The organism is Variovorax sp. GW821-FHT09B01 (genome assembly GCF_059418345.1).
In genome coordinates this window covers 783,617-805,472 of the sequence record NZ_JBWKPQ010000002.1, presented here as the reverse complement: position 1 = coordinate 805,472, position 21,856 = coordinate 783,617, and the positions used below count along the sequence as shown (strand labels likewise).

The following is a 21,856-nucleotide window of genomic DNA, read 5'->3' as shown; positions in this document are numbered from 1 at the left end:
GGTGGCAAGGCTGGATGGAAAAAAGCGTCAGGGAAATGTACGCAAGCCGGAGTCTGGGCAGCGCCCCTCGGCGCGGCTATCCATTTCCTGCAGCGCCGCCGGCTGCCGGAAATGGACAGACAGCCGACGCGGGCGCTCGCCAGAATCGCCGCCACGACGATCCACCCCTTCGAAAGAGACACCCCGATGAGCCACTACATCGACATCCCGGCCGGCGACGGCACGCAGAGCTTCCGCGGCTACCTGGCCCTGCCGGCCTCGGGCCGCGGCCCCGGCATCGTGCTGTGCCAGGAGATCTTCGGCATCAACGACTACGTGCGCGAGGTGGCCGACCTCTATGCCGAGGAAGGCTACGTGGTGCTCGCGCCCGACCTGTTCTGGCGCATGGAGCCCGGCGTCGAGCTCGGCTACTCGCCCGAGGACTGGCAGCGCGCCTTCGGCTTCTTCCAGCAGTTCGACATCGAGGCCGGCATCGCCGACGTGACGGCCAGCGTGCAGGCGCTGCGCGCGCACCCGGCCTGCACCGGCAAGGTCGGCGCGCTGGGCTTCTGCCTCGGCGGCAAGCTGGCCTACCTCGCGGCCGCGCATTCGGGCGTGGACGCGGCGGTCGGCTACTACGGCGTCGGCATCGAAGGCGCGCTCGAACTGGTGCCGAAGATCGCGTGCCCGATCGCGCTGCACTTCGCCGAGCTCGACAAGTTCTGCCCGCCCGAGGCGCGCGCCCAGGTGCTCGAGGCCTTCGCGGGCCGGCCCGGCGCGCAGATGTACGTCTACCCCGGCGTCGACCATGCCTTCGCGCGCACCGGCGGCGACCACTTCGACAAGCCCTCGACGCTGATGGCGCACCAGCGTTCCATGGCGCTGTTCAAGGAGGCGATCGGACCGGTCTACGACCTGTCGGCGCTGTGGGACAAGCACTGCGAGTACGAGTTCGCCACGCGCGACGTGGTCGCCACCATGGGCACCATGGTCGCCGAGCCCTACGTCAACCACATCCCCACCATGACCGGCGGCGTGGGCGCGAAGGAGCTGTCGCGTTTCTACAAGCACCACTTCATTCCCACCACGCCGCCCGACACGCGGCTCACGCCGATCTCGCGCACCGTGGGCGCCACCCAGATCGTCGACGAGATGCTGTTCTGCTTCACCCACACGGTCGAGATCGACTGGATGCTGCCGGGCATCGCGCCCACGGGCAGGCCGGTGGAGATTCCGCTGGTGGCCATCGTCAAGTTCCGCGGCGACAAGCTCTATCACGAGCACATCTACTGGGACCAGGCCAGCGTGCTCGCGCAGATCGGCCTGCTCGATGCAACGGGCCTGCCGGTGGCCGGCGTGGAGACCGCGCGCAAGCTGGTCGACGAGAAGCTGCCCTCGAACACGCTGATGCCGCGCTGGGCCAAGTCCACCGCGCTGACCATCGCCGACCCGGCGCTGCCGCTCGGATGAACGCCGCGCCTTCCATGCTCGAACTGGTGGTGGCCTCGGCCAGCGCGCTCACGCCGGCCATCAAGGCCTTCGTTCTGCGCAGCGCGAACGGCGAGGCGCTGCCCGCGTTCGCGCCGGGCGCGCACCTGGGCGTGCAGGTGATGCAGTCCAACGGGCAGGCCGGCCAGCGTGCCTATTCGCTCGCGCGGCCGCATGGCGATTCGAACCGCTACGAGATCGCCGTGCTGCACGAGCCCGACGGCGCGGGCGGCTCGGCCTGGATGCATGGCCTGGCCGAGGGCGCGCGCGTGCTCGCGCAGGCGCCGCGCAACGATTTCGCGCTGCGCCGGGGCGAGGCCGCGCCGCTGCTGATCGCGGGCGGCATCGGCATCACGCCGCTGCTGTGCATGGCGCGCGCGCTCGCGGCCCAGGGCCACGCCTTCAAGTTCCACTACGCCACGCGCAACCCCGAGGCCACCGCCTACCTCGACGAGGTGCGCGCGCTCGGCGGCCGCGTGGTGCACGACGGCGGCGATCCCGCGCGCGGCCTCGACCTGCGCGCGCTGCTGGCCGCGCCGGTGCCCGGGCGCCATCTGCATGTCTGCGGTCCGCGCGGTCTGGTGCAGGCCGTGGTCGACACCGCGCGTGCCCAGGGCTGGGCCGACGACCACGTGCACTTCGAGCTGTTCGCGGGCGCGCTCGCGCAGGCCGGCGACGTCGCCTTCGAGGTGCGCACGCTGCGCTCGGGCCATGTGCTGACGGTGCCGCCGGGCCAGAGCCTGCTCGACGTGCTGATCGCCGCGGGCCTCGACCCGCTCTACGATTGCCGCCAGGGCGACTGCGGCGTGTGCGCCGTCGACGTGGTCGAGGGCGTGCCCGACCACCGCGACCACAACCTGAGCCCGCGCGAGAAAGCCGACGGGCGCACCATCTGCACCTGCGTGTCGCGCGCCAGGACGCCGCAGCTGGTGCTCGACATCTGATCCCACGATTCCAGGAGACCCATCCATGACCATCGACCTGCAGTCCCTCGTGCAGCCCGACCGCGTCCACAAGCGCGTCTACACCGACCCCGCGATCTTCGAGCTCGAGATGGACCGCGTGTTCGGCCAGGCCTGGCTCTACGTCGGCCATGAGAGCCAGGTGCCCAAGCCCGGCGATTACTTCACCACCCGGCTCGGCCGCGAGCCCGTGGTGATGGTGCGCCACACCGACGGCCAGATCCACGTGATGTTCAACCGCTGCCCGCACAAGGGCGCCAAGATCGTGCCCGACGGCAGCGGCAGCGCCGGCAAGTTCCTGCGCTGCCTCTACCACGGCTGGACCTTCAAGTGCGATGGCAGCCTGCTGTCGGTGCCGCTGCGCAGCGGCTACGAGGACACGGGGCTCGACCTCAAGGACCCGCAGTACGGCGTGCGCAACGTGGCGCGCGTCGCCACGCACCGCGGCTTCGTGTTCGCGAGCCTGTCGAAGGAAGGGCCCGAGCTCAAGGAGTTCCTCGGCGGCGTCGCGACCTCGCTCGACAACTTCTGCGACCGCGCGCCCGAGGGCGAGGTCGAGGTGGCCGGCGGCGTGCAGCGCGTGATCCAGCGCAACAACTGGAAGATCTTCTTCGAGAACCTGCACGACACCATCCATGCGGTGGCCACGCACGAGTCGTCGTGGCGCGCGGCCAAGGAGGAGTTCGAGGCCATGCCGGCCGGCACGCAGAAGCCCTTCGAGGTGGTGATCGTCGACGGCAACGGCGAGCCGCTGGAGTTCTGGGAGAAGCTCGAGCTCAAGGGCTACGACAACGGCCACGGCTTCATGGAGGGCATCTTCGTGCCGCCGACCGACCCGGTGAGCCTGGCCTACGTGGCCGCGCTCGAGGCGGCGCAGGGCGCCGAGCGCGCGGACCAGATCCTGCGCGTGAACCGCCACAACACCATCGTCTACCCGAGCTGCTCGCCCCACACCTCGTTCCAGCAGATCCGCGTGATCCGGCCGCTGTCGGTCGACCGCACGCTGGTCGAGATCTTCAGCTTCCGGCTCAAGGGCGCGCCCGAGGCCACCTTCCAGCGCACGCTGAAATACACCAATATCGTCAACTCGCCCTCGTCGAACGTGATGCCCGACGACCTCGAGGCCTACAACCGGGTGCAGGAGGGCCTGGGCTCGGACGGCGGCGACTGGGTCAGCATGCACCGCGCCGTGGGGCGCGACCAGCCGCTGCCCGGCGGGCGCGCCTCCAACGGCAACAGCGAGATGCCCGCGCGCAACATGTTCGGCGCGTGGGCCAGGTACATGGGCGTGGACACCGGGAGCGCCGCATGAACTTCCTCGACTGGAACGAACAGCAGGAGATCACGCAGTTCCTGCACCACGAGGCACGGCTGCTCGACGAGCACCGCTGGGACGAATGGCAGCGCCTGTTCACGCCCGACGGCCTGTACTGGGTGCCGCTGGTGCACGGCCAGGCCGACCACCTCAACCATGCCTCGCTGTTCTGCGAGGACGCGCTGCTGCGCTCGATGCGTGCGCGCCGGCTCGAGCAGGCGCGTGCCTATTCGCAGCAGCCGCCCACGCGCACGGTGCACGTGGTGGGCAACATCGGCATCGAGGCGCGCGAGGAGGGCACAGAGGGCAAGGGGGCCGGCTGCACCGTGCGCTCCACTTTCGTGCTGCTCGAATGGCGCAAGACCGAGCAGCGCATGTTCGGCGGCAGCGTGCTGCACACACTGCGCCGCCACGAGGGCGAGCTGCGCATCCACCTCAAGCGCGTCGAGCTGGTCAACTGCGACGCCGCGCACGAAGCGCTGCAGGTGTTCGTGTGAAGGCCGCGCTGCTCGCGATGCACTACCAGAACGACGTGCTGCACGCCGACGGCAAGGTGCGCGTGGGCGTCGCGGCCGACGATCCGGCGCGCCCGCGGCTGATCGCCTCGGCCGGCCGGCTGATCGCGGGGGCGCGCGCCGCCGGCGTGCCGGTGATCTTCGTGCGCATCGCCTTCGCGCCCGGCTACGTCGACTGCCTCGACAACTGCACGCTGTTCCGGCGTGTGGCGCAGAGCGGCGCGGTGCAGGAGGGCAGCTGGGGCGCGGAGTTCTACGACGAGCTCGCGCCGCTGCCGGGCGAGGCCGTGGTCACGCACAAGCGCAACAACCCCTTCTGGGCCAGCGGGCTCGAGCGGGCGGTGCGCGCCACCGGCGCCGACCGGCTCTACGTGGCGGGCATCGCGACCAACCACGTGGTCGAGCACGGCGCGCGCCATGCGAGCGACCTGGGCTACGACGTGGCGGTGGTGGCCGATGCCTGCAACACGGCGCAGCCGCACCTGCATGCCGCGAGCCTGGAGAATCTGTCGATGCTCGCGCAGGTGATCGGCGTCGAGGACGCACTCGCCCAGATGGGCCCCTGAACCGATGAAGGACATCTCATGAACATGCAAGGCAAGGTCGCGATCGTCACCGGCGCGGCCGCGATGCTGGGCAACGCCATCGTGCGCACGCTGGCGCAGGCCGGCGCGCGCGTGGTCGCGGTCGACATCGACGCGGCGCGCGGCCAGGCGCTGGCGGACGAGGTCGGCGCGGGCTGCCGATTCGCCGCCTGCGACATCGCGAACGACGAGGCGCTCGACGCGCTGGTGGCCGATGCGCTGCGCATCGAGGGCCGCATCGACTGCCTGGTCAACAACGCCGTGGTCTACAACGACGGCGGCATGGGCGCGAAGCGCGCCGAGTGGCTGAGCGCGCTCAACGTCAACCTGGTGTCGGGCGCATTGCTCGTGCACAAGGCCACCGAGGCGCTGGCCGCGCAGGGCGGCGCCATCGTCAACATGGGCAGCGTGGGCGGCAAGTTCGGCACCGCCGATCGCGCGCTCTATCCCGCGGCCAAGGCGGCGATCCTGCAGCTCACGCGCAACCAGGCCGCGACCCTGGCGCCGCGGCGCATCCGCGTGAATTCGGTGTCGCCGGGCTGGACCTGGTCGGACGCGCTCTCGCGCATGGCCGGCGGCGACCGCGCCAAGGCCGACCGCATGGCCGCGCCGCTGCATCCGCTGGGCCGCGCGGGCGACGGCGACGACGTGGCGCAGGTGGTGCTGTTCCTGTGCTCGGACGCGGCGCGTTTCGTGACCGGCGCCGACATCCCGGTCGATGGCGGCTTCTCGATGCTGGGCCCCGACCAGGGCCGCTCGGCGCGCGACTGGTTCGCGAGCTAGTCGAAGCGCTGCTCCCACTCCCAGTTCACCGCCGGCAGCGTCTCGACCACCGGCCGCGCGAACAGGTAGCCCTGGAACAGCCGGATACCGAGCTCGCGCAGCGCCACCACCTCTTCCATGATCTCCACGCCCTCGGCCACCACGTGGATGCCGAGTTCGCCGCAGGTCGACACAAAGCCCTTGACCACGGCGCGGCGCACGCCGTCGGTGTGGATGTTGCGGATCAGCTCCATGTCGAGCTTGACGATGTGCGGCCTGAGCGCGACGAACAGCTCGAAGCCCGCGAAGCCGGCGCCGAAGTCGTCGATGGCCGAGGAGAAGCCGTGCTGCTGGTGCATCTCGAAAGCCTTCACCAGGTGCGGCAGGTCCTCGACGCGCTCCGACTCGGTCACCTCGAAGATCAGCCGCTCCTTCGGAAAGCCGAAGCGCTCGGCGGTCTCGACCGCGCTCTGGAAGCATTCGCCCTGGCGCCCGGTGTCGTTGGGCATCACGTTGAGGCTCAGCCGCGAGGCCATGCGCAGCCCGGCCGCAAGCTCGATCGCCTTGGCGCGGCAGGCGCGGTCGAACTCGACGCGGTGGCGCGCATGCACCAGCCCGAGGATGTGGCCGGCGCCTTCGCCATGGATGCCGCGCACCAGCGCCTCGTGCGCGTAGACCTCGCCCTTGTCGACGTCGACGATGGGCTGGAAGGCCATGGTGAAGGCCGGGCAGCTGGCGGCGAAGTCGAGCACCGCCGAGGCATCGTTGCTGGCCTGGGTGGCCGGCTGCTGGAGGCGGTTGATGGTCAGCGCGCGCGCGGCGCTGCAGTAGCCCGGCGGGCGGGCGTTGAGATCGAGGGCCAACGACGATGCCGAACTGGACACGGATGGCCTTCAGGCCCGGGGGCCGTGGATGAAAAGTCGGTGCGGGATGCTCGACATGCTGTTCTCCGGTTCCTGGGCGCGGCCACGTGGGGCCGCATGTCCGCTTTTTCGGCGCGGCGGCGGAAGACTTGAGGAAAAAAGCGGGTCGGCAGGCAAAAAAAGAGCGGACTCCTCCCAATGGAGGAGGGCTGGCCTAGAAGCCGCCCGCGGCGATCATCCGCAGCAGCGCGCGGTTGACTTCCTCGGCATCGACCGCATGGGTGCGGCGCAGGTTGCGCAGCGCGGTCGGGTTGCTCGATTCGAGCGCGGTCGCGAGCTGCAGCGCCGGCGCATAGGGGCCGTTCTGCGCGATGGTCGCGGCCACGATGCGGTCGGTCAGCGGGATGCGGCCGAAGCTGGTGCGCAGCGGCTCGCCCATCACCAGGTCGAGCTGCGAGAACAGGCCGCAGAGGTAGACCTCGCGCTTGAGGTCGTCCTCGATGCCGGCGTCCATCAGCTGCGCGACCAGGTGGCCGCGCATCGCCATCGAGGTGTTGAGCGGGCGCAGGTTGGCGTCCTCGCTGGCGGTCGGCAGCTGCTGCGACAGCCAGGTGCTCAGGCGCTGGAAGCCGATCATCATGAAGCCGTGGCGCAGCGAGGCCACGCGGTTCGGCAGCCCCAGGCCCGGCGAGTTCAGGTAGAGCATCAGCGCATAGACCAGCGCCGCCTCGCGGCTCACGAGCTGGTCGATGCGCTCGAGCGATTCCTCGGCATCGATCGCATTCATCACGCGCACGATGGCGCGCCGCGTCGGCGGCAATGGCTGGCCGCCGTAGCCGTGCAGCACGTCTTCGCTGGGCCAGCCGGCCACGGCCCAGGCGTTCTGCTGGTCGAGCGCATGCTCGGCCAGCGCGCGGCTGGCCACGCCGTCGATCAGCGCGTCGGGGCGCACCGGGCTGCTCTCGCCGGGGTGCGTCATGCCGCGGTCGAACACCGTGGTGTCGCGCTCCACCTGCGCCAGGCGCAGTGCGTCCATCGCGTCTTCCGGTGCCAGCCGCAGCAGCCGGCGCTCGAACCAGGGCGCGGCCTCGGCATCGGGGATCTGGGTCGGCACGCCGCTCGCGACCATGCGCACGCCGCGGCGGGCGGCGGCGCGCACCGCGGGGCGCAGGCCGGCGTCCTGCATCCAGCCGAGCGGAATCTCGAGCATCGGCCCGGCCGCCTCGGCATTGCTCGCGATGTCGCGCAGGAACTCGGGCGTCTGGATCGACAGCAGCAAGGTCGGCGAATCGGCGTTCCAGGTCTCGGCCAGCGTGCGCAGCAGGTGGCGCCCGTCGATGCGTTGGCGGTCCTCGTGGACGAACAGCTGGACTCCCGCGAGCGCGCGCGGCCGGTTCCAGAACGGGCGGTAGCCGAAGGTCAGGCTGCCGAGTACCGATTGAGACATGAAGGCGAGAAGGAGAGAAAGAACGAAAGGGCGGTCACGCCACCTCAGCCGATGAAGTTGAACAGCGAGAGTTTCTGGATTTCGGCATAGGAGCCGAGGGCCGCGGAGTAGGCGGTCTGCTGGGTCTTGAAGTCGGACAGCGCCTGGATCGTGTCGAGGTCCTCGGCGCGCGAGCGGTCGGCCTCGAGCTGCAGGCTGCGCGAGGACTGGCGGTCGGAGATGCTGTCGACCTGGTTCAGCAGGTCGCCCGCGCGGCCGCGCGAGGCCGACAGCCGCGCGCTCGCGGCGTCGATCTGCACCAGCGACTGCGCCACGTTCTGCGCCAGCTGGCCGCTGCTGTTGCTGCCGTCCTTCACGCCCGCGATCGCCTGGTCGAGCACGCCGAACAGGCTGGTCTTGCCGCTGGGCGCGACGGTCAAAGCATTGCCGTCGGTCGGCACGCCGCTGGCCGTGAGCGAGATCCCGGCGAACTCGATCGCCTGGCCCGCGGTGTAGGGCTGGCCCGACTTGAGCGTGGCCTGCGTGGTGGTGTCGATCACGTCGTAGGTGGTCACGCCGTTGGCGACGCTGAACGCGACGCGGTAGCCGTGGCCGGTTAGCGCCGAGGGATCGACCACCTTGCCGGCGTCGCTGTAGACATTGCGCGTGCCGGCCGCCTGGCTCACGGTGAACACGCCGTTGCCGGTGGGCACGTCCATCCAGGTGCCGTAGCCGTCGAGCATCGAGGGGATGGCGGTGTCGCTGGCGGCGCCGGCCTGGCCCGCGATGCCGTCGAAGCGCACGCCGCTGCCGTTGTCGACGAAGGGCGCCGCGGTGCTGCCCAGGCCGCCGAACAGCGACTGGCCGTTGCTGTCCTGCGCATTGGCATAGCCGAGCAGCTGGCCGCGCAGCGTGGTCAGGCGCTGCGCGATGGTGGCGCGGTCGGCGGCCGACAGCGTGGCATTGCCGGCGTTCACCACCAGCGTGCGGAACTCGGCCATGGCCGCGGTCGCGCTGCCCAGGGTCGACTCGGCCGTCGAGACCGCGTTGCGCTGCAGTTCCAGCGCGCGCTGGTCGGTGCTGACGCGCGCCATGCGCGTGATGGCGCGCTCGGCCTGCGCCGCGCCGGTCGGGTCGTCGCTGGGGCGCAGCACCTTCTTGCTGGCGCTGAGCTGTTCCTGCAGTTTCGAGAGCTGGGACTGGCGCGTGGTGAGCTGGCGCACCGCGTTGTCGTAGGTGGTGGCACTGGCGAGGCGGGTGGCTGTCATGGTTCTTCCTGTCTCCCGGGTCAGTTCATGTTCTGCAGCAGCGAATCGAAGATGCTCTGCGCGATCTGGATCATCTTGGACGAGGCCTGGTAGGCCTGCTGGTACTGCAGCAGCTTGGCGGCTTCCTCGTCGAGGTTCACGCCGGCCTGGCTGGTGCGGTCGGTCTCGAGCGAGGTGGCGATCGAGCCCGAGATCTCGGCCGCGTACTGCGCGCTCTGCGAACGCACGCCGACCTGCGCCATCAGCGCGGCATAGCCGTCGGTCATGGGGGCGCCGTCGAACACCGTCTTGTCGCGCAGTGCCAGGAGCGCCTGCGCATTGCCGGCGTTGCTGCCGCCATAGGCGGTGGTGGCGGCCTGGACGGTGATCGTGTCGCCGGCCTTGGGCGTGCCCGACAGCACGATGGTCCAGCCGTTGTAGCTGATCGGCTGGCCCGCCACGTAGGGCACGCTGGTCGGGTTGCCGGTGCCGTTGCCCGACACGTCGAAGCCGCCCGCGCCGTTGAAGGTCAGGGTGACCGGCTGGTTGAGGTTGGCATTGGCCGAGGTCGCGGCCAGGCTGCCGACCGCCATGCCGCCGGTGTTGCCGGTGCCCACGCGCGCCTCGACCGGGCTGCCCGCGGCCAGCCCGCGCGCCGAGCGCAGCACGGTGGCCATGTCGCCGGCGGCCGAGGCATAGGGCTTGAGCACGAAGCTGTCGCCCTCGGCCGCACTGCCCGACTTCAGGTCGAGCTTGAGGCCGTCGATCTCGATCGGCATCGGGCCCGCGAAGCTGGTGGTCTTGCCGTCCGACAGCCGCTGCACCTCGATGCTGCCGCCCGCGCCGAACTTGACCTGGTAGCTCGAGGCCGCGAGCGCCGAGGTGTTGGACACCGTGGCGCCGATCACCGCGCTGCCGGTGTTGCTCGCGGCGCCCATGGCATCGGGGATCGCGATCGGCTTGAAGAAATCGCCGCCGGCCTTGCCGTCGAGGTCCACGCCGAGCCGGTGCTGGGCATTGATCTCGGTCGTCAGGGTGAGCGCCATGCGGCCCAGGCCGTCGCGTGCCTCGGCCAGGTCGCTGTTCTGGAAGCGCAGCAGGCCCGCGACCGCGCCGCCGCCGAGCGTGGCCTCGTCGATGGTGGTCGAGAGGCCGCTGCGCATCAGCGTCAGCTTGCTCTGGTTGGCGTCGTCGGTGCTCATCGCGACCTGCGCCGCCTTGTTGCCCAGCACCAGCGCCTGGCTGCCCACGAACACGCTGAGCGAGCCGTCGTCGGCCTGCACGGTGGTGGTCTGCACCTGCTGGTTGAGCTCGCGCAGCAGCTGGTCGCGCTGGTCGAGCAGGTCGTTCGGGCTCTGGCCGCCGCCGCTGGCGCGCGCGATCTGCTCGTTGAGCGTGGCCAGCCGCGCGGCCAGGCCGTTGATGCTGCGCACCGCGTCGCCGAGCTGCGAGTTCACGCCCTTCTGCAGGTCGTCGAGCCGGGTCTGGGCATCGCGCATGCGCGCGGCCATCTCGTCGGCGCGCGTGAGCACCACGTTGCGCGCCGTCACGTCGGTCGGCGCGCTCGCGATGTCGGAGAAGGCGTTGAGCAGGTCCGACACGGCCGCGCCCAGGCCGGTCTTGCCGCCCTTGAAGATGTCCTCGAGCGAGGACAGGCGCGCCGCGCGCGTCTCGTCCATGGCCTGCACCGACTGCGCGGCCGCGGCCTGGCGCGTGAGGAACTCGTTGTGGGCGCGCTCGATGGTCGTGACCTCGACGCCCTTGCCGATGTAGCCACTGCCGGTGTATTGGCCCGCGACCTGGCCCATCACGGCGGTCTGGCGCGAATAGCCGACGGTGCTGGCGTTGGCGATGTTGTGGCCGGTGGTCGACAGCGCGACCTGGTTCGCGAGCAGGGCGCGGGCGCCGACGTTGAGCAGACTCATGGCGGGATCTTTCTCGGCGCTTCAGGTGCGCTGGATCTTCAGCGTGGTGTGGATCGCGCGGCTGAGCTTGGCCGCGTAGGCCGGGTCGGTGGCATAGCCGGCGCGGTGCAGTTCGCTCGCGTAGGCGCTGACCGAGCTCACGCTGGCGCGCGCCTTCTCGTAGCGCGGCGAGTTGCCGATCAGGCGCGCGTAGTCGCGGAACGACTCCTCGTAGGAGTCGTAGGCACGAAAACGCGCCGTCACCTTGCGCGGCTCGCCGCCGATGTATTCGGTGGTGGTCACGGCCACGGTGGGGCCGGTCCAGCTGCCGCCGGCCTTGATGCCGAACAGGTTGTGCGAGGGGGTGCCGTCGCGGTGGCGGATCTCGCTGCGGCCCCAGCCGGTCTCGTGGCCGGCCTGGCCGATCATGAAGCTGGCGGGAATGCCGGTCTCGCGCGACACGCGCTCGGCCGCGTCGTCGTGCTGCTCGACGAAGCTGCGCTGGTTGGCGGCCGGCTTGATGCGCGCGGCCTCGGCGCCCAGCGCGATGGTCGGCGCCTTGGCGGTGCCGCTCATCTGCTGCGTGAGCTGGCGCGTGATCGCGTCGGTGAGGCCGCCGGGCAGGCCCGAGAGCTGCACCGCGAACTGCTGGTCGAGCAGGTCGGTACCGAGCTTCTCGCCGTCGCTGTCGAGCAGGCCCGACTTCATGGTCGCCTCGCGCATGCTCTTGATCAGCTCGCGCATGAACAGCGACTCGAACTGCTTGGCCGCCTCGCGCACCGCCTTCGGGTCGTTGCCGTTGGCCGCGAGCTTGAGTGCGTCGAGCGAGCGCGCGTCGGCCGCCAGCCCCTGGCCGGTGGACGGCGACATGGACATCGCGGACAGCGAGGTCTGCATCGACATCAGATCACCTCGAGTTCCGCGTTGAGCGCGCCCGAGGCCTTGATGGCCTGCAGGATCGCGAGCAGGTCCTGCGGCGTGGCACCCAGCGAGTTGAGGGCGCGCACCACGTCCGACAGCAGCGGCGCGGCCGGCACCTGGATCATGGTGCCGGGTTCCTGCTTGATCTGGATCGAGGCCTGCTCGGCCACCACGGTGCGTCCGCCCGACAGCGGCGCGGGCTGGCTGATCACCGGCGCCGAGCTGATCGTGACCGACAGGTTGCCGTGCGCGATGGCGCAGGGCCCGAGCGTCACGGCCTGGTTCAGCACGATCGAGCCGGTGCGCGCATTGATCACCACCTTGGCCGCGGGCGTGCTGGCCTCGAGCGTGAGCTCCTCGAGCTCGGCGATGAAGTTCACGCGCGCATTGGCGTCGGTGGGCGCGCGCACCTGCACCGTGCGGCCGTCCATGGCGCGCGCGGTGCCGGTGCCGAGCCGGCGGTCGATGGCCTGGGCCACGCGGCGCGCGGTCTGGAAGTCGACCGCGTTGAGGTCGAGGTTCACGCTGTCGCCGTCGAGCAGCGGCGAGGGCACGCTGCGTTCCACCTGCGCGCCGTTGGGCACGCGGCCCGCGCTCAGGTGGTTGATCTGCACCTTGCTGCCGGCGGCCGCGGCGCCGGCGCCGCCCACCACCATGTTGCCCTGCGCGAGCGCGTAGATCTCGCCGTCGGCGCCGCGCAGCGGCGTGGCGACCAGCGTGCCGCCCTTGAGCGACTTGGCGTTGCCCATCGAGGAGACGTTGACGTCGAGCTGCTGGCCCGGCTGCGCGAAGGCCGGCAGCTGCGCGGTGACGATCACCGCCGCCACGTTCTTCAGCTGCAGCTGCGAAGCGCGGTTGTCGGGCAGCGTGATGCCGAGCTGCTGCAGGTAGTTCGCCACGCTCTGCGTGGTGTAGGGCATCTGCGTGGTCTGGTCGCCGGTGCCGTCGAGGCCGACCACCAGGCCGTAGCCCGTGAGCTGGTTGCTGCGCACGCCCTGCACGGCGGCGACTTCCTTGATGCGCAGCGCATGCGCCTTTTGCGCGGGGCCGAGCGCGAGCAGCAGCATGCCGGCCACGCCGAACGAGAAGGCGGCGAGCCGGCGGCGCAGGCGGTGCTTCTGTGAAAGGGCCATGGCGTCGTGCATCCTCAGAACGGCAGCACGCTCATGAAGAAGCGGCCCAGCCACGGCATCACCTGCGATTCCTGCTGCGCGCCGCGGCCGCGCGACTCGATGCGCACGTTCGCCACCTGCGTCGACAGCACGTTGCTGCCGGCCTGGATCGAGCGCGGATCGATGGTGCCCGAGAAGCGCAGCACGTCCACGTTCTGGTTCACGCCGATCTGCTTCTCGCCGGTCACCACCAGGTGGCCGTTGGGCTGCACGTCGATCACCGTCGCCGTGATCGAGCCCTGGAAGGTGTTGGCGCTCTCGGTGCCGCCCTTGCCCGCGAAGTTGTGGGCCGACTCGGCATTGGCGCTGGCGCGGCCGAAGGAGTTGGCGGCGAAGAAGGGCAGGGCCGCGATGCCGGTGTCGATGCTGCTGGTCTTGCCGATGGTCGAGGTCGACTTCTGGCTCGCGCTCACGTTCTCGACGATCGAGATCGTCACCGTGTCGCCGATCATGCGCGCGCGCCGGTCCTCGAACAGCGGCCGGTAGCTCGCGGTGCGGAACAGGCTGCCCGTGGCCTGGCGCGGCACGGCCGCCATCGGCGAGGCGCTCACGGGCGGCGGCGCGGTCGAGGGCATCTCGACCTGCGGCGTGTTGGCCAGCGTGGTGCAGCCGCCGGCCACGACGAGGGCGAGGGCGGCGAAGACCGCGCGAAACAGTGGAAGTCTCACAGCTGCCCCAGCTTCTGCAACATCTGGTCGCTGGTCTGGATGGCTTTCGAGTTCATCTCGTAGGCGCGCTGCGTCTGGATCATCGAGACCAGCTCCTGCACCACGTTCACGTTCGAGGTCTCGAGGAAGCCCTGCATCACCGTGCCCAGGCCGTTGGTGCCCGCGGTGCCGCCGTTGGGCTGGCCCGAGGCGGCGGTCTCGGCATAGAGGTTCTCGCCCAGCGGCTCGAGGCCGGCCGGATTGATGAAGTTGACGATCGCCAGCGAGCCGATGTTCTGCGGCGTGGCATTGCCCGACAGCGTGGCCGAGACCGTGCCGTCGCTAGAGATGCTGACGCTGGTCGCGGTGGCGGGCACCGTGATGCCGTTGGCCACCGGCAGGCCCGAGGAGGTGACCAGCCGGCCCTGCGCGTCGACCTGGAACGAACCGTCGCGCGTGTAGCCGATGGTGCCGTCGGGCTGCGTGACCTGGAAGAAGCCGTTGCCCTTGATCGCCAGGTCGAACTGGTTGTTGGTCTGCTGCATGCTGCCCTGCGAGAACGAGCGGCTGGTGGCGACCGTGCGCACGCCCAGGCCCAGCTGCAGGCCGGTGGGCAGCTGCGACTGCTCGGTGCTGTTGGCGCCGACCTGGCGCAGGTTCTGGTACATCAGGTCCTCGAACACCGCGTTGGCGCGCTTGTAGCCCGTGGTCGAGACGTTGGCGAGGTTGTGCGAAATCACGTCCAGCTGGGTCTGCTGGGCTTCCATGCCGGTCTTGGAGATCCAGAGCGAATTGATCATGGCGAGGGTCTTTCTTCTCTTGCGGCGGGCATCAGCCCTGGACGTTGAGCAACTGCGCGGCCGACTTGTCGGAGTCCTGCGCGGACTGCAGCAGGCGCAGCTGGCTGTCGAACTGGCGCGCGGCGGCGATCATCCCGACCATGGTCTCGATCGGGTTCACGTTCGAGCCCTCGAGCGCGCCGGTCTCCACGCGCGCGGTGGCGTCCGAGGGCAGCGGCTCCTGCGAGGCGGTGCGGAACAGGCCGTCCTCGCCGCGGCGCAGCGGGTCGTCGGCCGTGGGCGTGGCCAGCTTCAGGCGACCCAGGGTGGAGGAGGGCTGGTCGCCGGTCTTGGCGCTGACCGTGCCGTCGCTGCCCACCGACAGCTCCGAGCCCGGCGGCACGTCGATCGGCGCGCCGCCGTCGGACAGGAGCGGCAGGCCCGAGCTGGTCATCAGCGTGCCTTCGGGCGAGACCTGGAAGGCGCCGGCGCGGGTGTAGGCCTCGGTGCCGTCGAGACCCTGCACCGCGAACCAGCTCTTGCCCTGCGCCACCATGTCGAGCGCGCGGCCGGTGCGCTGGATCGCGCCGGGCTTGTCGTCGTGGCCCGAGGTGGCTTCCATCGCGAACACGCGCGTGCTGGCGCCGTCGCCGCGCAGCGGCACGGCGCGGAAGGTCGAGAGCTCGGCGCGAAAGCCCTGGGTCGAGGCATTCGCCAGGTTGTTGGCGAGCACGCTCTGGCGCTGCGCCGCGGCGCTCGCGCCGCTCATGGCGGTGTAGATCAGGCGGTCCATCGCGCGTCGCTTCCGGTGCGTCCGGTCAGCGCAGGTTGATCAGCGTGGACATGACCTGGTCCTGCGTCTTGATGGTCTGCGCATTGGCCTGGTAGGCGCGCTGCGTGCTCATCATGTTGACCAGCTCGGCCGTGAGGTCGACGTTCGATTCCTCCAGCGCGCCCGAGCGCAGCTGGCCGAAGGTGCCCTCGCCGGGCGCGCCGCGCACCGGCTGGCCCGAGGCGGCGGTCTCGACCCAGTAGCCCGAGCCGCTGGGCGCCAGGCCCTGGGCGTTGCGGAAGTTCACCAGCGCGACCTGGCCCGCGGCCTGGGTCTGGCCGTTCGAGTAGGTGGCGGTGATGACGCCGGTGTCCTCGATCTTGATGCCGGTGAGCTGGCCGGCGGTGTAGCCGTCCTGCGTCAGGTCCGAGACCGCGAAGCGCGCGTTGACCTGGGTCATCTTGCTCAGGTCGAGCGAGGCGGTGAAGGTGCGCGTCGGGTCGTTGGGCGAGGACAGCGTGATCGCGGGCACCGTCGAGGTGGTGGTGTTCAGGCTGCCGTCGGCGTTGAAGTTGAGCTGGAACGGCGTGGAGGCCGCGGGATCGCTGCCGTTGACGCTGGTGTAGACGTTCCAGCTGTTGTTGGCGGTCTTCTGGAAGTACAGGCCGACCGGCACCTCGAGGCCCTGCGCGTCGTAGGCGGTCAGCGAGGTGCCGTAGGTGCGGATCGGCGTCGGCGGCGTGGCGGTGGAAGCCACCACGGCGCTGGCGTCGAGCGTGATCTCGGCCGCCATCTTGGTGGTCTGCTTGGCGGGAATGGGCGCGCCGGTGGGCAGCTTCAGCGGGATCGCGTCGTAGCTCTGGCGCACGCCGTTGGCGTCGGTGGCATAGCCCATCACCTGCGCGCCGCTGTTGGTGATGATGTTGCCCTGCTTGTCCTGCTTGAAGTTGCCGGCGCGGGTGTAGGCGGTGGAGCCATCGGGGGCCTTCACCTGGAAGAAGCCGCCGCCGTTGATCGCCACGTCGAGGTCGTTGCCGGTGATCGACAGCGAGCCCTGCGAGAACTGCTGCGAGACGTCGGCCACGCCCACGCCCAGGCCCACGTTGGTGCCGCCGATGGCGCCGGCCGAGCTGGCGTAGATCTCGGCGAACTCGGCGCGCGAGGACTTCATGCCGGTGGTGCCCGCGTTGGCGATGTTGTGGCCGATCACGTCGAGGCTGCGGCTGGCGGCGTTGAGACCCGAGAGTGCCTGTTGAAAGCTCATGGAGTGGCTCCTGTGTGCTGGATGGGAAGGGGTGTCTGTCAGAGAACGGCGTGCACGTTGGCGTAGGGCGTCTTGCCCGCGGTCAGCAGCGTGAGCGTGAGGCCGCCGCTGGCGTCGCTGCCCACGGCCACCACCTTGTCGCGCATCAGCGCCACGGCATCGACCTTCTCGCTGCCGTTGGTGGCGATGACCTTGAACTGCAGCGGCGTGTCGGCCGGGTACTTGGAGGAATCGAGCGTGAAGCCGTGCTGGCCCGCCTCGAGCTCGCCGAGCGAGACGGTGTCGATGACCTGGCCGCCGGCCGTGGTGACCTGGATCTTCACGTTGCTGGCCTTGGCCGGCAGCTCGATCGCGCCCACCGCGGTCTTGGCCGTGGTGTCGAAGGCCAGCTGGTTGCCCTCGGTCAGCACGCCGTGGCCCACCAGGTTGCCGGCCTGCAGCACCTGCATGGCCGACATCTGGGTGTTCATGTTCTTCATCGTGTCGTTGAGCTGCTGGATGCCCGTGACCGTGTTGATCTGCGCGATCTGCGAGGTCATCTGCGCGTTGTCCATCGGATTCATCGGATCCTGGTTCGCGAGCTGGGCGACCAGCAGCTTGAGGAAGCGGTCCTGCGCCTCGGCGGTGCCGCTGGCGGAGATCGACTTGCTGTCCGCGCTCGAGCTCGGCACGTAGGTGGTGCCGGTGAGGTTGGAGGTGGCGGCGGTGGAGGTCATGCGCGGGCGTCCGGAAGAGGGGTGTGCGGTGGGGTGGCGGTCACTGGCCGATCTGCAGCGTCTTGAGCAGCAGGTTCTTGGCCGTGTTCATCACCTCGACGTTGTTCTGGTAGGAGCGCGAGGCCGAGATCATGTTGACCATCTCCTCCACCGCGTTCACGTTCGAATGGGTCACGTAGCCCTGGGCGTCGGCCATCGGGTTGGCGGGCTCGTGCACCTTGCGACCGGGCGTCTGGTTCTCGGTCACCGAGTCCACGCGCACGCCGGCGCCGGTCTCGCCGTCGAGCGCCACGGTCTGGAACACCACCTGGCGCGCCTTGTAGGGCTGGCCGTCGGGGCCGGCCACCGCGTCGGCATTGGCCAGGTTGCTGGCCACCACGTTGAGGCGCTGCGACTGCGCGCTGACCGCGCTGCCGGAGATGCCGAAGATCGAGAACATCGACATGGCTTATTGCCCCTGGATGGCCGCGAGCAGCGTCTTGCCCTGGCCGTTGATGAAGCGCAGCGTGGCCTCGTAGCGCACCGCGTTGTCGGCGAAGGCCGCGCGTTCGCGGTCGAGGTCGACGCTGTTGCCGTCGAGCGAGGGCTGGGTCTGGACCGCGTAGCCGCCGCTGGCGCCCGTGCCACCGGTTCCGCCGCCCGAAGTCAGCGGGATGTGGCGCGCATCGGTGCGGCCGTCGGCGCCGGCACCCGAGGCGGCGCGCGGCGTGCCGCCGCCCGTGGCCTCGCGCATCGCATCGGCGAAGCTGAAGTCGCGCGCCGCGTAGCCGGGCGTGTCGGCGTTGGCGATGTTGCTCGCGATGTCGCGCTGGCGGTCGGCACGCAGCACCAGCGCTTTCGCCTGGAAATCCAGTGAGTTCGTCAGTTTGTCGAGCATGGGCCAAGGTCCTCGCGAAGGGGGTGGGCGTGAGCGCCCGTGCGGAAATTGTGGGAGCCGCGCCGATTTCGGAAGCGCGGATGAAAGGCGGCTTTTTCGGCCTTATCGCGGCTTTGGGGTCGGGCCGGTCTGCCTACAGTGCGGGTCGCGGCGCGGTGGGCCGAGGCGCGCGCGTTCCGCATTTCCGTCCCTGCACATCCCGGAGGAGCCCATGGCCATCCCCGCATTCCATCTCGCCGCCGGCGCGCTGCTGCTCGCGGCCGGCACCGCATTCAGCGCCTTCGCCCAGCAGGCACCGTCCGAAGGCGCCGAGGCCGGCGAGGCCTTCGCCGCCAGCACCCGCCAGTGGCTCGACGACGCCGTGGCCCAGGCCCAGTCGGCCAATCCCGCGCCGCTGCGCATGGAGGTCGCCATCGGCGCGCTCGACAACCGGCTGCGCCTGGCGCCCTGCAGCCGTGTCGAGCCCTACATTCCCACCGGCCTGCGCCTGTGGGGCCGCACCCGGCTCGGGCTGCGCTGCGTCGAGGGCGGCGCGCGCTGGAACGTGTTCCTGCCGGTCACCATCAAGGCCTTCGGCCCGGCCTGGGTGCTGCGCGACAACGTGCTGCCCGGCACCGTGCTGAGCGCGGCCGACGCGGTCGAGGCCGAAGCCGACTGGGCCGCCGATCCCTCGCCGGTGATGGCCGAGGCCACCCAGTGGGTGGGGCAGGTCGCCTCGCGCTCGCTGCAGGCCGGCCAGCCGCTGCGCCAGTCGATGGTGAAGCCGGCCCAGGCTTTCGCGGCCGGCACCCAGGTGCGCGTGGTGGCCCAGGGCCAGGGCTTCGAGATCGCCACCGAGGCCCAGGCGCTGACGCCGGGCGTGGTCGGCCAGATGGTGCGCATCCGCATGGAGAATGGCCGCATCACCACCGGGGTGGTGCAGGATCCGCGCACCGTGCGCCTCTCGATGTGAGCGGCGCGGCGCAAAAAACTTCGAAAAAGTCCTCAAGTCCGTCGAACGGCGGCCGAAATCCTGGGGACGAAGCCCCCGCCCGGGGCCAGGAGCCGCCATGAAGATCAACCCGTTGCAAGATCCCGCCGTCGCGGCCGCCACTGGCGTGGCCGCGACCGCGAAGACCGGCCGGGGCGCCACGCCCGCGGTGGCCGATGCCGGCGACGCCACCGGCACGCCGGTCAGCGTGTCGGCCTCGGCCCGCACGCTCGAGGCCGCCGCCACGGCCGGCAACGGCATCGACGCGGCGAAGGTGGCCGCGGTGCGCGCCGCCATCGCCGACGGCAGCTTCAAGGTCGACTCCGGCGCCATCGCCGACAAGCTCCTGGCCAACGCCCAGGAATTCCTGAGCCGCGCAAGGAACTGATGCCATGCCCGATACCCGTGCTTCCGCCGAGATGCTGCTGAGCGAGGTCGAGGACCAGCTCGACCGGGTCGATGCCGGCCTGCGCTGCGACCAATCCTCGGACCTGCTGCAGGCCAGCGGCGAGCTGCGCCGCTGCGCCACCGGTTTCGCGCGCGCCCTCGAGGCCGCGCTGTCGGCCGAGGCGCTCGACGCCGAATTCCGCCGCCGCATCGAGGCCGTGGCCCAGCGGCTGTCGAACCAGCGCGACAGCGTGGCGCGCCGCACCGTCATCGTCGACCGCAGCCTGGCCTCGCTGCTGGGGCCGCGCCCCGACGCCACCTACACCATGCCCGGCGAGCGCAGGGTGTTCGCGGGCCTGCGCTCGGCCTCGATGCCGGCGCACTGACGACCAAGGCTACGAAGGCTTCGGCGCGCGCTCGAAGCGGTAGAACAGGTTGGGTTCCGACAGGAGGTAGAGCCGCCCGTCGGGCCCGACCGCCACGCCCTCGGGCTGCGGCACCTTGCGCTGCAGGCCGCCGAAGCCGCGCCACAGCGGCAGCATGCTGATCGGGCGCCCGTCGGGTGCGTACTCCACCACCAGCGCCGACTCGTCGCTCAGCAGCAGCAGGTGGCCGGTCGCATCGTGCAGCGTGACCGAGGACAGGTCGCTCATGAACAGCGAGGACGCGCGCGAGGACTGCCATTCGCTGATGTCGATGTTGAAGCCGCTGGAAGTCGTGTCGGGGTCGAGCCCGGTGATCACCAGCACGCGCATCGGCAGCTTCTCGCGCACCACGTACAGGCGCTTGTGCACGCCGTCCCAGGAGATGCCCTCGAAGCTGCTGTTGTGCAGCCGGTCGATGCCGATGCCCAGGCTCGGTCGGCCGGCCACCGACACCTGCCGCGTGTCGCGCCCGATCTGCACCCAGTACATGCGGTGGCTGTCCTCGTCGGAGATCACGTAGCGCTCGCCCTGCACGTAGGTGATGCCCTCGGGATCCTTCACGCCCTCGAGCCCGATCACGCGTAGCAGCCGGCCCTCGGTGTCGAGCTCGGCGATCTGCGGCGGGCGGTTGATCACCGTGAACAGGGTGCCGGTCTCGGTGTTGAAGGTCAGGCCCGAGGCGTTGCGCGTCAGGCCCTGGATCGGCAGGCCCTCGACCGCCACCCGGTAGTCCGGCAGCCACAGCGCGTTGTTCGCCCATTGCGCCGCGCCCAGCGTGGTGCTGAGCCAGTAGTAGCCGAGCGCGGGCACCTTGAAGTACCAGCCGAAGGCCACGCCGAATGCGAGCACGATGGCCAGGAACAGGGTCTTGCGGGATCTGGCTCGGGTCATGCGGGCGGAGTCTAGCGTTCAGACCACCGAGAGCAGCCAGTCGAGCAACTGGCGCTGCCGACCCGTCGTCGGCTTCTGCGGCGACAGCAGGAAATAGCCCGAGCCGTCCGCGACGAAGCCCAGCGGCGCGGCCAGCACGCCGCTCGCGAGGTCGTCGCAGACCAGGTGCCAGGGCCCGATCGCCACGCCGAGCCCGGCGACCGCCGCCTGCAGGCTGAAATAGAAATGCTCGAAGACCTGTTCCCTGCCGCCGGCGCCGGCCGATGCGCCTTGCAGCTGCATCCACGACGGCCAGGCCTGCGGCCGCGTGCGCGTGTGCAGCCGCACCGCGTCGCGGCGCAGCGACGCTCCCGCGCTGCTGGTGTCGAAGAAGGCGTCGACCCGGCCCGGGCTGCACACGGGGCCGACCTTCTCCTCGAACAGCGGCTGCGCCTGCACGCTCGCGGGCCAGTCGAAATCGTTGCGCCGGATCGCGAGGTCGATGCCGCCGTCGAAGGCGAACGGCCCGCCGCCCGCCACCAGGTGCACGGCCGCGTCGGGATGGCGTGCCTGGAAACTCGGCCAGCGCGGGATCAGCCAGCGCATCAGCAGGGTCGGCTCGCACGAGAGCACCAGCGGCGCCTCGCGCGCCGAGTGCCGCAGCTCGCGCGTGGCGTCCTCGATCAGGCCGAAGCCCTCGTCCACCGCGCGCTGCAGCCGGCGCCCGGCCTCGGTGAGGAAGACCCCGCGGTTGCGCCGTTCGAACAGCGCCAGGCCCAGGTCGTCCTCGAGCATGCGCACGGCGCGGCTGACCGCGCCATGGGTCAGGTGCAGGCTGGCGGCGGCCTGGCTGAAGTTCTGGGTCCGGGCCGCGGCGGCGAAGCAGCGCAGCGCCATCAGCGAGGGCAGGCGCGAGGGGTTTTTCCGTGAGCCAGGCTCACCGTCGGTGTCAGCAATCATCGTTTGTCCTGGGGCGGGCATCTGCATAGATTAGGGCGTCCGGCTCCGCTG

24 protein-coding genes are annotated in these 21,856 nt (G+C 70.5%); 9 read left to right on the top strand and 15 right to left on the bottom strand.

The genetic code is table 11. The features are described from left to right. The first annotated feature begins 186 nt into the window (after positions 1-186). The 6 genes from AC07RV_RS10810 to AC07RV_RS10785 are packed head-to-tail and all read left to right on the top strand — an operon-like array spanning position 187 to position 5,626. Positions 187-1,449 (top strand): dienelactone hydrolase family protein, encoded by a 1,263-nt coding sequence (locus AC07RV_RS10810; RefSeq protein ID WP_296787744.1) that lies wholly within the window; start codon positions 187-189, stop codon positions 1,447-1,449. A 14-nt stretch (positions 1,450-1,463) separates the two neighbouring features. Then, positions 1,464-2,411, top strand: coding sequence for a PDR/VanB family oxidoreductase (locus AC07RV_RS10805; RefSeq protein ID WP_296787746.1), 948 nt, complete (start codon positions 1,464-1,466; stop codon positions 2,409-2,411). Positions 2,412-2,436: 25 nt separating this feature from the next. Continuing rightward, positions 2,437-3,741, top strand: a complete 1,305-nt coding sequence (locus AC07RV_RS10800) for an aromatic ring-hydroxylating dioxygenase subunit alpha (RefSeq protein WP_296787747.1) — start codon at positions 2,437-2,439, stop codon at positions 3,739-3,741. After that, the gene (locus tag AC07RV_RS10795; RefSeq protein WP_203205888.1) at positions 3,738-4,241 is read left to right on the top strand and encodes an aromatic-ring-hydroxylating dioxygenase subunit beta; all 504 of its coding nucleotides are present in this window, start codon (positions 3,738-3,740) and stop codon (positions 4,239-4,241) included. The genes AC07RV_RS10800 and AC07RV_RS10795 overlap by 4 nt, the downstream gene beginning before the upstream one ends. Next, complete coding sequence (locus AC07RV_RS10790) at positions 4,238-4,825, top strand: cysteine hydrolase family protein (RefSeq protein WP_296787749.1); 588 nt, start codon at positions 4,238-4,240, stop codon at positions 4,823-4,825. Before AC07RV_RS10795 ends, AC07RV_RS10790 begins: the two co-directional genes overlap by 4 nt. An 18-nt stretch (positions 4,826-4,843) precedes the next feature. After that, a complete protein-coding gene (locus AC07RV_RS10785) occupies positions 4,844-5,626 on the top strand; it encodes an SDR family oxidoreductase (protein WP_296787750.1) in 783 nt (260 codons plus the stop codon). Here the strand turns inward: AC07RV_RS10785 and AC07RV_RS10780 are convergent. The 13 genes from AC07RV_RS10780 to flgB all read right to left on the bottom strand — a co-directional run bounded on the left by AC07RV_RS10780 (position 5,623) and on the right by flgB (position 18,193). Then, positions 5,623-6,489 (bottom strand): EAL domain-containing protein, encoded by an 867-nt coding sequence (locus AC07RV_RS10780; protein ID WP_256222405.1) that lies wholly within the window; start codon positions 6,487-6,489, stop codon positions 5,623-5,625. The genes AC07RV_RS10785 and AC07RV_RS10780 overlap by 4 nt on opposite strands. A 193-nt stretch (positions 6,490-6,682) precedes the next feature. After that, positions 6,683-7,915: an HDOD domain-containing protein gene (locus AC07RV_RS10775; protein ID WP_296787752.1), complete on the bottom strand. Its 1,233-nt coding sequence runs from the start codon at positions 7,913-7,915 to the stop codon at positions 6,683-6,685. 44 nt (positions 7,916-7,959) lie between these two features. Next, positions 7,960-9,162 (bottom strand): flagellar hook-associated protein FlgL, encoded by a 1,203-nt coding sequence (gene flgL, locus AC07RV_RS10770; RefSeq protein ID WP_296787754.1) that lies wholly within the window; start codon positions 9,160-9,162, stop codon positions 7,960-7,962. Positions 9,163-9,182: 20 nt separating this feature from the next. After that, positions 9,183-11,066: a flagellar hook-associated protein FlgK gene (flgK, locus tag AC07RV_RS10765; RefSeq protein WP_296787757.1), complete on the bottom strand. Its 1,884-nt coding sequence runs from the start codon at positions 11,064-11,066 to the stop codon at positions 9,183-9,185. A gap of 21 nt (positions 11,067-11,087) precedes the next feature. Beyond that, a complete protein-coding gene (gene flgJ, locus AC07RV_RS10760) occupies positions 11,088-11,942 on the bottom strand; it encodes a flagellar assembly peptidoglycan hydrolase FlgJ (RefSeq protein ID WP_296787991.1) in 855 nt (284 codons plus the stop codon). Between the two features lie 5 nt (positions 11,943-11,947). Then, on the bottom strand, positions 11,948-13,099 hold the full coding sequence (locus AC07RV_RS10755; RefSeq protein ID WP_444852427.1) for a flagellar basal body P-ring protein FlgI: 1,152 nt from the start codon (positions 13,097-13,099) through the stop codon (positions 11,948-11,950). 14 nt (positions 13,100-13,113) lie between these two features. Then, complete coding sequence (locus tag AC07RV_RS10750) at positions 13,114-13,806, bottom strand: flagellar basal body L-ring protein FlgH (protein WP_296787758.1); 693 nt, start codon at positions 13,804-13,806, stop codon at positions 13,114-13,116. Next, positions 13,803-14,585 carry a flagellar basal-body rod protein FlgG gene (gene flgG, locus AC07RV_RS10745; protein ID WP_057595348.1) on the bottom strand — a complete coding sequence of 261 codons (783 nt, stop codon included), beginning with the start codon at positions 14,583-14,585 and terminating at the stop codon, positions 13,803-13,805. Before flgG ends, AC07RV_RS10750 begins: the two co-directional genes overlap by 4 nt. Before the next feature lie 31 nt (positions 14,586-14,616). Continuing rightward, positions 14,617-15,357, bottom strand: coding sequence for a flagellar basal-body rod protein FlgF (gene flgF, locus AC07RV_RS10740; protein ID WP_296787760.1), 741 nt, complete (start codon positions 15,355-15,357; stop codon positions 14,617-14,619). A gap of 25 nt (positions 15,358-15,382) precedes the next feature. Further along, positions 15,383-16,600 carry a flagellar hook protein FlgE gene (gene flgE, locus AC07RV_RS10735; RefSeq protein WP_208508974.1) on the bottom strand — a complete coding sequence of 406 codons (1,218 nt, stop codon included), beginning with the start codon at positions 16,598-16,600 and terminating at the stop codon, positions 15,383-15,385. A gap of 38 nt (positions 16,601-16,638) precedes the next feature. Then, positions 16,639-17,316, bottom strand: a complete 678-nt coding sequence (locus AC07RV_RS10730; RefSeq protein WP_296787761.1) for a flagellar hook assembly protein FlgD — start codon at positions 17,314-17,316, stop codon at positions 16,639-16,641. A 40-nt stretch (positions 17,317-17,356) separates the two neighbouring features. Beyond that, complete coding sequence (gene flgC, locus AC07RV_RS10725; RefSeq protein ID WP_057595352.1) at positions 17,357-17,761, bottom strand: flagellar basal body rod protein FlgC; 405 nt, start codon at positions 17,759-17,761, stop codon at positions 17,357-17,359. Positions 17,762-17,764: 3 nt separating this feature from the next. After that, positions 17,765-18,193 carry a flagellar basal body rod protein FlgB gene (flgB, locus tag AC07RV_RS10720; RefSeq protein WP_296787762.1) on the bottom strand — a complete coding sequence of 143 codons (429 nt, stop codon included), beginning with the start codon at positions 18,191-18,193 and terminating at the stop codon, positions 17,765-17,767. A gap of 211 nt (positions 18,194-18,404) precedes the next feature. On the opposite strand from flgB, the gene flgA reads away from it, so the two are divergent. From flgA to AC07RV_RS10705, 3 genes are all read left to right on the top strand, one after another. Continuing rightward, a complete protein-coding gene (gene flgA / locus AC07RV_RS10715) occupies positions 18,405-19,145 on the top strand; it encodes a flagellar basal body P-ring formation chaperone FlgA (protein WP_093341648.1) in 741 nt (246 codons plus the stop codon). Between the two features lie 97 nt (positions 19,146-19,242). After that, positions 19,243-19,551, top strand: coding sequence for a flagellar biosynthesis anti-sigma factor FlgM (gene flgM, locus AC07RV_RS10710; protein WP_093341650.1), 309 nt, complete (start codon positions 19,243-19,245; stop codon positions 19,549-19,551). A gap of 4 nt (positions 19,552-19,555) precedes the next feature. Next, positions 19,556-19,936, top strand: coding sequence for a hypothetical protein (locus tag AC07RV_RS10705; protein ID WP_296787764.1), 381 nt, complete (start codon positions 19,556-19,558; stop codon positions 19,934-19,936). A 9-nt stretch (positions 19,937-19,945) separates the two neighbouring features. Here the strand turns inward: AC07RV_RS10705 and AC07RV_RS10700 are convergent, their stop codons facing one another. Together AC07RV_RS10700 and AC07RV_RS10695 are read right to left on the bottom strand one after the other, a co-directional pair. After that, positions 19,946-20,866: an SdiA-regulated domain-containing protein gene (locus AC07RV_RS10700; RefSeq protein ID WP_093341654.1), complete on the bottom strand. Its 921-nt coding sequence runs from the start codon at positions 20,864-20,866 to the stop codon at positions 19,946-19,948. 18 nt (positions 20,867-20,884) lie between these two features. Continuing rightward, a complete protein-coding gene (locus AC07RV_RS10695) occupies positions 20,885-21,805 on the bottom strand; it encodes a LysR family transcriptional regulator (RefSeq protein WP_296787766.1) in 921 nt (306 codons plus the stop codon). Between the last annotated feature and the right edge of the window lie 51 nt (positions 21,806-21,856).

Excerpts from the sequence above, each read along its gene's own strand:
- AC07RV_RS10775 (WP_296787752.1), bottom strand. The coding sequence starts at position 7,915 with ATGTCTCAATCGGTACTCGGCAGCCTGACCTTCGGCTACCGCCCGTTC.
- AC07RV_RS10755 (WP_444852427.1), bottom strand. The coding sequence starts at position 13,099 with ATGGCCCTTTCACAGAAGCACCGCCTGCGCCGCCGGCTCGCCGCCTTC.
- flgK (WP_296787757.1), bottom strand. The coding sequence starts at position 11,066 with ATGAGTCTGCTCAACGTCGGCGCCCGCGCCCTGCTCGCGAACCAGGTC.
- AC07RV_RS10705 (WP_296787764.1), top strand. The coding sequence starts at position 19,556 with ATGCCCGATACCCGTGCTTCCGCCGAGATGCTGCTGAGCGAGGTCGAG.
- flgG (WP_057595348.1), bottom strand. The coding sequence starts at position 14,585 with ATGATCAATTCGCTCTGGATCTCCAAGACCGGCATGGAAGCCCAGCAG.
- AC07RV_RS10800 (WP_296787747.1), top strand. The coding sequence starts at position 2,437 with ATGACCATCGACCTGCAGTCCCTCGTGCAGCCCGACCGCGTCCACAAG.
- flgA (WP_093341648.1), top strand. The coding sequence starts at position 18,405 with ATGGCCATCCCCGCATTCCATCTCGCCGCCGGCGCGCTGCTGCTCGCG.
- flgB (WP_296787762.1), bottom strand. The coding sequence starts at position 18,193 with ATGCTCGACAAACTGACGAACTCACTGGATTTCCAGGCGAAAGCGCTG.
- flgF (WP_296787760.1), bottom strand. The coding sequence starts at position 15,357 with ATGGACCGCCTGATCTACACCGCCATGAGCGGCGCGAGCGCCGCGGCG.
- flgJ (WP_296787991.1), bottom strand. The coding sequence starts at position 11,942 with ATGCAGACCTCGCTGTCCGCGATGTCCATGTCGCCGTCCACCGGCCAG.
- AC07RV_RS10785 (WP_296787750.1), top strand. The coding sequence starts at position 4,844 with ATGAACATGCAAGGCAAGGTCGCGATCGTCACCGGCGCGGCCGCGATG.
- flgC (WP_057595352.1), bottom strand. The coding sequence starts at position 17,761 with ATGTCGATGTTCTCGATCTTCGGCATCTCCGGCAGCGCGGTCAGCGCG.
- flgE (WP_208508974.1), bottom strand. The coding sequence starts at position 16,600 with ATGAGCTTTCAACAGGCACTCTCGGGTCTCAACGCCGCCAGCCGCAGC.
- flgL (WP_296787754.1), bottom strand. The coding sequence starts at position 9,162 with ATGACAGCCACCCGCCTCGCCAGTGCCACCACCTACGACAACGCGGTG.
- AC07RV_RS10700 (WP_093341654.1), bottom strand. The coding sequence starts at position 20,866 with ATGACCCGAGCCAGATCCCGCAAGACCCTGTTCCTGGCCATCGTGCTC.
- AC07RV_RS10730 (WP_296787761.1), bottom strand. The coding sequence starts at position 17,316 with ATGACCTCCACCGCCGCCACCTCCAACCTCACCGGCACCACCTACGTG.
- AC07RV_RS10810 (WP_296787744.1), top strand. The coding sequence starts at position 187 with ATGAGCCACTACATCGACATCCCGGCCGGCGACGGCACGCAGAGCTTC.
- AC07RV_RS10695 (WP_296787766.1), bottom strand. The coding sequence starts at position 21,805 with ATGATTGCTGACACCGACGGTGAGCCTGGCTCACGGAAAAACCCCTCG.
- flgM (WP_093341650.1), top strand. The coding sequence starts at position 19,243 with ATGAAGATCAACCCGTTGCAAGATCCCGCCGTCGCGGCCGCCACTGGC.
- AC07RV_RS10805 (WP_296787746.1), top strand. The coding sequence starts at position 1,464 with ATGCTCGAACTGGTGGTGGCCTCGGCCAGCGCGCTCACGCCGGCCATC.
- AC07RV_RS10795 (WP_203205888.1), top strand. The coding sequence starts at position 3,738 with ATGAACTTCCTCGACTGGAACGAACAGCAGGAGATCACGCAGTTCCTG.